The sequence below is a fragment of the Paenibacillus sp. FSL F4-0097 genome (genome assembly GCF_038593125.1).
GTDB lineage: Bacteria > Bacillota > Bacilli > Paenibacillales > Paenibacillaceae > Paenibacillus_AQ > Paenibacillus_AQ odorifer.
In genome coordinates this window covers 6,389,536-6,400,874 of the sequence record NZ_CP151965.1, presented here as the reverse complement: position 1 = coordinate 6,400,874, position 11,339 = coordinate 6,389,536, and the positions used below count along the sequence as shown (strand labels likewise).

The window sequence follows — 11,339 nt, the reverse complement described above, 5'->3', positions numbered from 1 at the left end:
TCTTTTTGTAAATAAGCCTCACTAGAAGATTGCTTCTCTGACCTAATAGAAATCATAATAAGCTCCAAGTGAATGATATTTATTCTCTTGGAGCTACTAAATATTCAGGAAAGTGTTTTATATATTTTTATTAGCAATTCCTGCGGAAATTACAATGATACTAGATGTAGTTAAGGCAGTATAGCCAAAGGCGCATGCTGCTACTACTGGAAGACTAACTGGTGCTGTTGCCGCAACTGCTATTAAAGTGGCTCCAGCAATAACTCCACCTATACCAGTTGCAATTTGTCCCCAAAGAGCACCGCCCTGAATATCGTACAATTCAGATCCTTTTAATAATTCAAAACCACTACTTGAAATTTCCAATTCAATCCCCCCTTATCCAAATATTGCGACTCCTACGCCTGCTACTGCAGCAGCTAAACCTAATGCAGGAAGAGCTGGTACTGTGGCAATTGCTCCTAAGATTGCGCAGCTACTAGCGATTGCTGGTACTCCAGCAGCAGCAACCCCAACGCCCACTACTGAAGAGGCTACGCCGACTGCTTTAGTTAACCAGCCACCACCATTAAGATCCATCAACGAAGATAAATCAAGTTCTTCAAACGTACTATGATTAAAACTGAGTTCCATTATGTCACCTCCTTTAATCATGATTTATATTAAATCGGGAGTGAATGATCAAATGAAAATCCCTGATTTAATTCCATATTCATTTTTCGTGTTTGGCTAGAAAATTCAATCCAATTAATATGAGAGCGATAAATCCTGTGAAACAAAAGGGTATCCATATGGGACCATTAGTAATCCTATTCATTTTGGCTATCAATATAATTCCTGAGCAAATAACTGAAAAATACACCTTCCAAAGCTTAATATTTTGATTTCCCAGTCTAAGCTTATTCCATTCACTGATGATAAATAGATTCAAAATCAAAAGAGTTCCTAATACAGTAATTGTAGTATCTTGAAAGGTATCGATATAATAAATAAAACTCAAGATAGTGAAAATTAATGTGATACTAAAACAGAAAATCACTATTTTTTTTTTCATAGCCGGCTCCTCATTTTTATAAAATAGATGGATTTACACCTACATAAATGTCAATAATCATTTTTTCTAAGGAAGCTTCAGAGTTATCTGAAGTGTACACATTATAAAATGCTGTGATTTGTTGAAGTCCCTTATCTGATATGTACTTTATAATAGATTCATATGTACTTTGTACTCCAACAGGGTTCCCCATGAATCTGCAGGATAGGGCATTAACTAAGTGGAAAATTTTTTTGTGTTTATAAGTTTGATCTGATGGAAAAGGCTTATTGAGAGGAATCATAATCTCCATGTCCATTAAATATTCCCCATTAACAATCTCCGCCGAGAATGTGCTCGTAATAAGGGGTCCTGCTTTCACTGCTTGATATTTTTCTATTATTTTTGCAGTTTGAGCTATTTCTATTTGTAATTCTTCTTGATTCATCTTCTTTCTAACGGAAAGGACATTTTCAAGCAAAATTTCTTGATTTTTTTGAATTTCAAACAATTCAGCACCTCCTAAAAAAGATCATAACTATGTGAATTTTCACAAACCTATCGTAATTGTTAAACTCCCTGATGAGTGGATTAATAACTTTATAGTAACTAGAATATCTATTAAGATACATATCCCTCAGTACATATTCCCTTTTGAGTTAATCTGTGCTAAAATATATTTTTTTTACAATAAATCCACTTTATTTAACAATTTTTTATCTTTTTGATCTAACACAAACCTCACGACTTATGTCATTGTTTTCTTTTGAATGGAGTGTTATGCTCTGTTTAATTAATACCATAAGTTGGGAGAATGGTTTGTTTGGATATTCTTGAATGTGAACGAGCTTGGTTTACGGTAGATGATGTAGATAAAAAATCTAATAATTCCTTGTGTGAATTTTGCCAACCTTGGAGTAACCTCAAAACAGAAAAATCCTTTTCTATAGAAGAGCTGGTTCCCTACGAGGTATTGGTTGAAGTACTACATTCAGAATTGGCGAAAGTAACGGAATTTCTCATATTGCCCTTTGTTTTTTTCTTAACAGATCAAGCCGGCAATATTATTAATATTGTTACTCCTTTCGAAGCGTTTCAGAAGAAAGTAGATCATTTTGGAATTAGGAGTGGAACTAACCTTTCGAAGCAATTCTCTGGAGTAAATGCAGTTTCACTAGCGATGGAGGTTAAATCAATTGCAGTAGTGCGTGGAGAAGAGCATAGTATGTCAATATTTAAAGAGTGGAATTGTGTATGCGCTCCTATAATGATAAATGGTTGTATATGTGGATATATCGACATTTCATTTGAAGCCGAGAGGCAAATTGGCTTTTCGATTCTCTTTATTAAACAATTATCCGAAAAGATTGTTCTGAAGTTGAAGGAACGAAGCCCAAAGTTAATTGAGTACAGATTTCAGGAAAAGTGTGATTCGTATCGATTATCGCCCAGAGAAAGGGAGGTAGCGTATCACTGGTCACTAAGAAAAGGTGCGTTGCAAATTTCCAATGACCTTAATGTGAAAGAGGGGACTGTGCGGAATATCGTTAAGAGTATTTATAGTAAGATGGATATCAGCGAGAGATGGGAATTGATAGAAATACTTAAGTTGTAAATTTTGATGATAAACATCAAAATACTCGTTTGTACATAAGATATAAAAGCCATCCTCCGAAATTAATCAACAACGGAGGATGGCTTTTATCTGTCTAGAACATTTTTTTGATAAGTACTTAACCGCAAGAACAATTCAAAACTGGCTTACGCGCAGCCTGTGTCTCATCCAAACGGCTAATCTCTGTGGTATGCGGTGCGTTGATTACAATTTCTGGTGTCTCCTGCGCTTCTTTCACGATCTGAATCATCGTATCGATGAAGCCGTCGAGCGTTTCTTTACTTTCGGTTTCCGTCGGCTCGATCATCATGCATTCCTCAACAGTCAGAGGGAAGTACACGGTTGGCGGGTGGTAGCCGAAGTCGAGCAATCGTTTAGCAACGTCTAAGGTGCGCACGCCATATTGCTTGAGGTTTTTGCCGGACATCACGAATTCATGCTTACATACACCCGGATATGGGATTTCAAAATACGGTGCCAGACGGTGCATCATATAGTTCGCATTCAACACGGCATTTTCGGATACCTCACGCAGTCCGTCTGGACCATAGGTGCGGATATAGGCATAGGCACGAACCAGAATACCAAAGTTTCCGTAAAAAGCTTTCACGCGTCCAATGGATTCAGGACCACCGAAGTTAAGTGAGAAGCGGCTATCTTCATTCTTCACCACAGTAGGTTGTGGCAAGAATGGAATGAGGATAGATTTTACGCCGACTGGTCCGGCCCCAGGGCCACCACCGCCATGTGGGGTGCTCATTGTCTTATGCAAGTTCAGATGCACAACGTCAAAGCCCATGTCGCCAGGGCGGGTAATGCCCATAATGGCATTGGAGTTGGCTCCATCGTAATAGAGTAAGCCGCCTGCTTCATGCACGATCTCAGCAATCTCGACGATTTGGGTTTCGAACAAGCCCAGTGTGCTTGGGTTAGTTAGCATTAGTGCGGCTGTGTCGCTACCGACGGCTGCCTTCAGTGCTTCAAGATCGACCATTCCTTTATCTGTGGAAGGGATCGTGATCGTTTCAAGTCCTGCTGCTGAGGCACTAGCAGGATTGGTTCCGTGCGAGGAATCCGGCACGATAACCTTAGTACGCGTCTCGCCGCGACTTTCATGGTAGGCGCGGATCATCATGAGGCCGGTCCATTCACCATGAGCACCTGCGGCAGGCTGTAAGGATACTGCATCCATGCCCGTCAGCGCGGACAGATCATTTTGTAGGGTATACATTAATTCCAGTGCGCCTTGAATACTCTCTTCCGGTTGGTAGGGATGAATTTTGGCGAAGCCGGAGAAGCGGGCAACATCTTCGTTAATCTTCGGATTGTATTTCATCGTGCATGAACCGAGTGGATAGAAGCCATTGTCTACACCAAAGTTGCGACGTGAAAGAGAAGTGTAGTGGCGGATGACGTCTACTTCAGATACCTCTGGAAGTACGACGGGTTCGCTACGGAGTAAATCTGATGGAATCAGGGACTCCAAGGTTTCTTCCTGCGGCACATCGCATAGTGGCAAAGAATAGGCCGAACGGCCAGGACGGCTTAATTCAAAAATTAGACTTTGCTCCGGTTTCATAAACAGCCCTCCAGTGCGATAGCGAATTGGTCGATTTCGGTTTTGCTTCTTTTTTCCGTTACGGCAACCAGCATATGTCCAGCAAGTTCAGGATAATCACGACCCAGATCATAACCCCCAAGATAACCTTCCTTCAGCAGCTTCGAATTAATAGAGGCCACACTGCTGCCTTCAGGAAGCTTCACGACAAATTCGTTAAAGAATGGGGAGGAGAAGGCAAGTTCAGCACCTGTTAGTCCGCTGAGTTTATTAGCAGCGTAATGGCTTTTGCGAATATTTAGCTCGCCTACTTCACGCATGCCTTCTTTGCCCATAACGGACAAGTAGACGGATGCGCAGAGAGCCAGCAGCGCCTGATTGGAGCAGATATTCGATGTCGCTTTTTCACGACGAATATGCTGCTCACGCGCTTGAAGTGTAAGAACGAAGCCACGTTTACCGTTACGGTCTACCGTTTGGCCAACGATCCGGCCTGGCATGCGGCGCATCAGGTGATCAGCTACGGCAAAGAATCCGCAAGTTGGACCCCCGAGAGAAGCTGGAATACCGAGTGGCTGAGCATCACCCACTACGATGTCGGCTCCAAGTTTGCCCGGAGTTTCAAGTACACCTAGAGCTATTGGGTTCGCGCTGACTACAAGAAGACCTTTAACCGCGTGAATCAGCGGCTCAACCGAGCGAAGATCCTCGATGCTGCCGAAGAAGTTAGGCGATTGAATAAGCACTGCGGCAGTATCTCCATCGATAGCTTCAGCGAGTTTAGCTTGATCGGTAACACCGTCTTTATAGTCAATCTCCACCACCTCCAGACCCCAAGCATTAGCCGAAGTACATAGCACTTGTCGAGCCTCAGGATGAACGGTACGGGAGACGATTAATTTTTTGCGTTTGGTAGCACCAGCTGCGAGAACCGCTGCTTCGGATAAAGCTGTAGCGCCATCATACATACTGGCATTGGCAACTTTCATACCGGTTAGTTCGCAAATGTAGGATTGGAATTCGAAGATCGCTTGCAGCTCACCTTGGCTGATCTCCGGTTGATAAGGAGTGTAGGCAGTGTAGAATTCAGAACGGGAAATGACATGGTTGATGACCACAGGGATGTGATGATCGTATAATCCGGCGCCGAGGAAGCTGGCGTGAGAATCAAAGTCGGCATTTTGGTCAGCCAAACCTTTCATGTGGCGCAGCAGGGCGTATTCATCGAGTGGTTCAGACATCGGCATAGTGCCTTGGTAACGTACCGCTTCAGGAATATCGGAGAACAGCTCATCTATAGACTGAATCCCGACGGCCTCCATCATCTCTACGCGGTCCTGTTCTGTCATGGGCAGATAACGGTGCTTCATTAAGGTTTCACTCCTTGGCTTTTTTAAAATATAAGAAAGTACAATTTTCACGCTATACTTTATCCTTCTATTTCTCGCTTAAAAGCTCACCGTCCTTATATGGACGCTAAAGGCGTTTATACTTGTAAAAAGGGGCCTTGATCACTACAGCCTTAAGCTGCTTGCCGCGTATCTCTACGTAAACCTCTGTGCCTATTTCACTGTAAGCAGCATCAATCAAAGCCAACCCCAGGTTCCGTTTCAGCGTAGGGGACTGTGTTCCGGTTGTGACCTCACCAATCTTAACCCCATCTGCCCAAACAGGATAATGGGAGCGTGGAATGCCTCGATCAATCATTTCTAGGCCGACAAGGCGACGGGGAATCCCAGCTTCTTTTTGCTGTATTAGTGCATCGCGTCCGATAAAGTCTATTTTGTCCAGCTTCACGAAGAACTGTACTCCTGCTTCAAGCGGGGTGATGTCAGCGGATAGCTCCTGACCGTACAGTGGTAATTTTGCCTCAAAACGCAGGGTATCCCGTGCACCCAGTCCAGCAGGTGTTAATCCGTGAGGCGCGCCTGCAGCAAGCAGTCCGTTCCATAACGTTTCTGCACCTTCCAGCGAAGCGTAGATCTCGAAGCCATCTTCACCGGTATAACCCGTACGGGAGATAAGTACCTCTACACCGCAAACGGTGGCGCGTTCGATGAAATGGAAAGGCTTGAGTGTTGAAATAGGAGCATCAGTAACTACCGCGAGAATGGTCTCTGCCAGAGGACCCTGCAAGGCGAGCAAAAGCGTCTCGTCAGAGACATTAGTGAGCGTGACTTCGCCGAATTCAGAGGTCAAATGCTCTTGCAGCCACTGGAAGTCTTTGTCGATGTTGGAGGCATTAACGACGAGCATATAATGCCCTTCGCTTAGGCGATACACGAGTAGATCGTCGACAACTCCGCCATTTGGATAACAGAGCAGTGTATATTGTGCCGCACCATCCGTGAGGCGGCTGACATCATTGGTTGTCATTTTTTGCAAAAAGGCTTCTGCACCGCTCCCAATCACCATGAATTCACCCATATGCGAGACATCGAACAGCCCAGCCTGCTGGCGAACGGCTTCATGCTCTTTTACGATACCTGTAAACTGTACTGGCAGCTCCCAGCCACCGAAGTCAATGCATCTGGATTCCGCATAAGCGGAATAGAGACCATAAAAAGGTGTTCTTCTCAAAGCATCCATGTCGTCACTCCCCTTGATCTGATTACATACGAAAAAAGGACAGGCAGAAGCAATCATGCATAAATGCACAAATCGCTTTCTGCTCTGTCCTTTGTACCTGAGAGTTACCCTGCCGTAACTAGCTTGCAGGTTTCCCCGTTGGTGATCTGACGCATCTAGCCTTGCGTCTGATGCTCTCCAGAGATACGTCCGACAAAGGTCCTTTTGCCTGAGAGATTCACCCCTGTTAGGGCTTACTCCTTCGGCGCCGTCTTCAAGTGAGACAGTCTCTCCCTATGCCATCATCCGCAACTATATTTATTTCAAATATAAGAAAGTATATGGTTCACATTATACATTATCCTTATATTTCTCCGAGAAACGGTTATTGTCTATAAAAAGACGACAACGTCGTTTCTTCTTGTATGTCTCCATTAAACGGGTATAGTCGGGCGCTGTCAACAAGAAAACGTCGAAAAAATGACAAATTTAAATTTCCTGTTAGTAATATTGACATTGTGAGCCGGGATAACTTAGGCTATAACTAAATTTAGAACTCCAAATTGGAAATGAGGCGGCTTGAAATGAGTGAAGTATTAGACAACCTTCTTTACAGCGAAGAGCATGAATGGGCACAGCAAGTAGAAGGACGAGTAGTACGTGTTGGGATTACGGACCATGCTCAGCATTTATTAGGCGACATCGTATTTGTTGAGTTTCCTGAGGTAGGATCAACCATTTCGGCCGGTGACAGCGTAGGCAGTATCGAATCCGTTAAGACGGTATCGGAATTGTATTCGCCCGTCTCTGGGACGGTTACCAAGGTGAATGATGGATTAGAAGCTAGTCCGGAGCTTATCAATGATCAGCCATATGGCGGGGGTTGGATTTTTGAGATTGAAGTTGATGGAGAATATGCTGATGCTGTAAAAGGTCTGTTAGATGCAGCCGGTTATAGCGCGTTAGTTGCTGAATAATTGGAAATTGGGGACGGGAAATAGTCTGATCAAGTGTGATGTTTTTAGCAGCAAGTTTCTGTGATTTGGGGACTTGCTGTTTGTGTTTCTTATGTAGATTGTGCGAGTATCCGTAAACCCAATTGAGTGGTTTGAGGGTCTAGTGGAGTATGGAATTAGGGAAAACCTCCCTCATTTTAGACGATTATAGCGTGAAAGTTAGGTTTTGAGGGAATTCCTCCCTAATCATCTCGGTAAAACCACTATTTCAGACTAAAAAGAGTAATAATCAGGGAGTAATTCCCTCATTCCGCGATTGGATACGATAATAGGTGAATAATCAGGGAGGTTTTCCCTGCTATGAACGAATTAGTCAATTCCCCTGTTTTCCCCTTTAAACTAGAGGGTTTTCAATCCCTTGGGCACAGAGACAAAATGCGAGTCGTCGGCTGGCAATCTGCTATCCGTGGGTTGGTTACCACATATTATGCCTACGTCGAAGGAGCTTCCGTAAACTAATTTCGCACGTTAGATCAGGGATCCTGTGCACAGGGAATTCATGGATTCTCCTCGAACCTTTCTCTTTGTCTCCATGCCCCAAGGATTCAAATCTTTTGGGTATGTTTTTATTTTTTTCGTTTCACCTACGCCATTTTTCGTTCTGCCTCTACCGCAATCGACCAGATAAATCCAATTAACTCACGACCCACTGCTGCCATGGTTAAATTTCGGTGTTTCCCGCGTCTGACTAATTTTAAATACTTGCTGTGTAACCGTTCTTGGGCTTTCCACGACGTTTCATGGACATGAATACTCTGGCCCTCAAGACGCACTGCTAAATCTCCCTTGACGGCAGGGCGGTGACGGTAACTCCATGCGGACTCCACCAGTGCGCGCCGCACTCCGGAATTTCCGACTTTTGTAAGACTCCCTCTTTTGGTACTTGCTCCCGAGGAATATTCCCGTGGCACGAGTCCCAGGTAACTCATGAGCTGAGCCGGTGAACGAAAACGTTCGAAATTTCCAATCTCGACAACTAAAGTCATAGCTGTCAGCAGGGCGATTCCCCTCAGGCCTTGCAACGCTTGAATGACAGGTGCGTAAGGGCAGATCTGTGCTTCTTCTCGCATTGCGGCTTCAAGTCGCTTGATTCGCTCCTCCACTTCCCGGAGCTGTTGCAGGGATTCGGTAAATACCCGTTCTTGAGCTACATTATTAAACTTCAGCATAGAGAGCCATTCCCGGTACCTTTTGGTCCAGCGTTTTTTCATACCCTCTGGCTTGTGAATTTGGTGGCGCAATAGAAAATGAATGAGCCGTTGCCGAGCCCGATGTAGGTCTTGCCTAGCATCTTCTCGTGCACGAATGAGATCTCGTAAAGCTTCGAGTTCTGGCGTTGGCACATAGATCGCAGTCAATTCTCCAGCCCGGTGTAACTGAGCCAGTTTTTCTGCATCCCGTCGGTCGGTTTTTATGGCATCTCCGGGACGCTGTGGCATACGCGAAGGTGCAATTACCACACAGGAAATTCCCATCTTCGTCAACCAGCGGTATAAGTCGTACCCCGTAGGCCCGGCTTCATAGCAGACCTCCAGTGTAATCCCTGAACCTTTGAGTTTCCGAATCATTCGAGCCACTGCATCTGGGGTATGGGGGATGGCTCCATAATATCGTGCGGGTTCCCGACCCTCATCTGCAATCGCCACCGCAATTTTTTCTTTAGACACATCCAAACCGACGTATTTTATGGTATTCTTCATAGTAACAGCTCCTTTCGCATGTAGCTCTGTAATGGTTGTCCTTTTAACTTCCATTTTAACCTACGGTGTGCGAAACAGGGGCTGCCTTTCGTTCATCATAACTAATTAAATTAGGTGAAACCCCTTTGTTGGTCAATGTGGCAATTGAAATGGCCTTAGCCGCCGAACTTAGCTCTGAGCACAAACAACTATATTTTATTCCACCTCTTGAAGCTGTCGAAGTACAATGATCTCTACGCGTCGATTTTTTTGTTTGCCTGCTACCGTAGTATTATCTGCTGTTGGTCGGGTATCAGCATAACCTGCATATTGAAAAGTGTCCGGGTTCAGTCCTTCATTATCTAAGAAAAAGCGCAGCACAGAAAGCGCACGAGCACCCGATAGCTCCCAATTGTCGTTATAACGGGAAGCTGATGACACTGGTGTATTATCCGTATGTCCTTCAATGCTGATCGTTGCCCCGATATCTTTGAATAAGCCAGACAACTGCTGAAGAGCAGGAAGGGCTGGTGACTTCACATCTGCTTTACCCACATCAAAAAGAAAACGGTCGCTGAGCGTGATTTCTATGCCCTGCGGTTTGTCGGCTACAAATATTTGTTCACCGAGATTATTCTCCTCCACATAGTGGGTGATCACACCCATTAACTCAGCAAGCTTCGCCTCTTGTTCTCGAAAAGCCAACTCCCGTGCTGAAGGTGTTTCATTCTCCGTTTGTTTATCAGAACCGTCATTTGGTTTTGCAGTTGCGTCCCCATTCCCATCTGTACTCTCTGGTTTGTTGTCAGGGGTCTGTCCAGCATCTAAAATACCATCTCCGCCTTCAAGAACAGTGCTGCTCGACTTGAAAGTCTGGGATAAAGAGCCGGTTACGATATTGTATTTGTCAGTGTCCAGGCTGCTCATCGCATACAATATAACGAAAAATATAAGTAAAAGCGTAATTAGATCTGCGTAAGTAATCATCCAACGATCACGGCTTTCTCGATTCTCTACCCGCCGTTTGCGCCGGTCTCTTTGTCTCATATAAAACCTCTTGCTTCTGCACGGTCATCTGTGGTGGTGTCTGAAATGAAGGAGTTCAGTTTTTTACGCACCAGCAGCGGATGATCCCCGTTTTGTAGAGAAAGAATGCCTACTAGCAGCATCTCCATGCTATGCAGCTCACTTTGGCTGCGGGATTTGATTTTGGAAGCAATGGGTAAAAATATTAGATTAGCGATGGCTACTCCGTACAGTGTTGCAGTGAACGCTACTGCGATAGAGGTACCTAGATTTGATGGGTCTGTAAGGTTGCCCAGTACCCTAATGAGTCCCATAACTGTACCGATGATCCCCATCGTTGGAGCATATCCGCCAGCGGCTTCAAAAATCTTGGCGTAGCTTTCATGCTTCAATTCTTTCGCATCCATTTCCAATTCCAAAATCTGTCTTACCTGCTCAGGGTCGGTGCCGTCGACGATAAGCAGCAGTCCTTCACGTGTAAAAGGATCAGGATGTATCTCCGCTTGTTTTTCGAGCATTAAAACGCCGCCGCGGCGGGCCACTGTGGCCATTGCGATGAGCTCTTCTGCCTTCTCTTCATCACGTTCAGGATTGCGGCCAAAAGCCATGCGCAGAGCGGTGGGGATGGAACGTAGCTTAGCTGCCGGGAAGCTGATCATTACGGCGGCAATCGTACCTCCAAATACAATCAAAGCTGCATTAAGCTGCAGCAGTCCGGAAAGGCTTCCGCCTTCCCAGAGGTAGCCGCCGATTAGCGCAGCCAGTCCGGCCACTAGGCCGATTATTGCGGTAATATCCATGCTTCAAGCTCCTAACATTTCTGTGTATTATGGTTTGCATCGAT

General features: G+C 44.8%; 12 protein-coding genes and 1 riboswitch. Of the genes, 3 read left to right on the top strand and 9 right to left on the bottom strand.

Annotated elements, in window-relative coordinates:
* Nucleotides 1–117: 117 nt before the first annotated feature.
* From MHH86_RS28830 to MHH86_RS28820, 3 genes are all read right to left on the bottom strand, one after another.
* A complete protein-coding gene (locus MHH86_RS28830; protein ID WP_036678593.1) occupies nt 118–366 on the bottom strand; it encodes a hypothetical protein in 249 nt (82 codons plus the stop codon).
* A 12-nt stretch (nt 367–378) separates the two neighbouring features.
* Complete coding sequence (locus MHH86_RS28825; protein ID WP_036678596.1) at nt 379–633, bottom strand: hypothetical protein; 255 nt, start codon at nt 631–633, stop codon at nt 379–381.
* Nucleotides 634–1,070: 437 nt separating this feature from the next.
* Nucleotides 1,071–1,544 carry a hypothetical protein gene (locus MHH86_RS28820; RefSeq protein WP_051491031.1) on the bottom strand — a complete coding sequence of 158 codons (474 nt, stop codon included), beginning with the start codon at nt 1,542–1,544 and terminating at the stop codon, nt 1,071–1,073.
* A gap of 312 nt (nt 1,545–1,856) precedes the next feature.
* Here MHH86_RS28820 and MHH86_RS28815 point away from each other — a divergent pair, with 312 nt between their 5' ends.
* The gene (locus MHH86_RS28815) at nt 1,857–2,648 is read left to right on the top strand and encodes a helix-turn-helix transcriptional regulator (protein ID WP_076316174.1); all 792 of its coding nucleotides are present in this window, start codon (nt 1,857–1,859) and stop codon (nt 2,646–2,648) included.
* 118 nt (nt 2,649–2,766) lie between these two features.
* On the opposite strand, the gene gcvPB is transcribed toward MHH86_RS28815, so the two are convergent.
* The 3 genes from gcvPB to gcvT all read right to left on the bottom strand — a co-directional run bounded on the left by gcvPB (nt 2,767) and on the right by gcvT (nt 6,795).
* Nucleotides 2,767–4,227: an aminomethyl-transferring glycine dehydrogenase subunit GcvPB gene (gcvPB, locus tag MHH86_RS28810; RefSeq protein WP_076107087.1), complete on the bottom strand. Its 1,461-nt coding sequence runs from the start codon at nt 4,225–4,227 to the stop codon at nt 2,767–2,769.
* Complete coding sequence (gene gcvPA, locus MHH86_RS28805) at nt 4,224–5,576, bottom strand: aminomethyl-transferring glycine dehydrogenase subunit GcvPA (RefSeq protein WP_076316175.1); 1,353 nt, start codon at nt 5,574–5,576, stop codon at nt 4,224–4,226. Before gcvPA ends, gcvPB begins: the two co-directional genes overlap by 4 nt.
* Before the next feature lie 106 nt (nt 5,577–5,682).
* Nucleotides 5,683–6,795 (bottom strand): glycine cleavage system aminomethyltransferase GcvT, encoded by a 1,113-nt coding sequence (gene gcvT / locus MHH86_RS28800; RefSeq protein ID WP_076316176.1) that lies wholly within the window; start codon nt 6,793–6,795, stop codon nt 5,683–5,685.
* Between the two features lie 186 nt (nt 6,796–6,981).
* Nucleotides 6,982–7,080, bottom strand: a riboswitch (glycine riboswitch).
* Nucleotides 7,081–7,358: 278 nt separating this feature from the next.
* Here gcvT and gcvH point away from each other — a divergent pair.
* Entirely contained in the window at nt 7,359–7,751 is a 393-nt protein-coding gene (gcvH, locus tag MHH86_RS28795; protein WP_036678614.1) for a glycine cleavage system protein GcvH, read from the top strand.
* A 339-nt stretch (nt 7,752–8,090) separates the two neighbouring features.
* A complete protein-coding gene (locus MHH86_RS28790) occupies nt 8,091–8,249 on the top strand; it encodes a hypothetical protein (protein WP_340888140.1) in 159 nt (52 codons plus the stop codon).
* A gap of 125 nt (nt 8,250–8,374) precedes the next feature.
* On the opposite strand, the gene MHH86_RS28785 is transcribed toward MHH86_RS28790, so the two are convergent.
* From MHH86_RS28785 to MHH86_RS28775, 3 genes are all read right to left on the bottom strand, one after another.
* Entirely contained in the window at nt 8,375–9,490 is a 1,116-nt protein-coding gene (locus MHH86_RS28785; protein ID WP_036683961.1) for an IS110 family transposase, read from the bottom strand.
* A 195-nt stretch (nt 9,491–9,685) separates the two neighbouring features.
* Complete coding sequence (locus MHH86_RS28780) at nt 9,686–10,516, bottom strand: flagellar motor protein MotB (RefSeq protein WP_076317147.1); 831 nt, start codon at nt 10,514–10,516, stop codon at nt 9,686–9,688.
* Nucleotides 10,513–11,295, bottom strand: coding sequence for a flagellar motor protein (locus tag MHH86_RS28775; protein ID WP_076317148.1), 783 nt, complete (start codon nt 11,293–11,295; stop codon nt 10,513–10,515). Before MHH86_RS28775 ends, MHH86_RS28780 begins: the two co-directional genes overlap by 4 nt.
* Nucleotides 11,296–11,339: the final 44 nt, after the last annotated feature.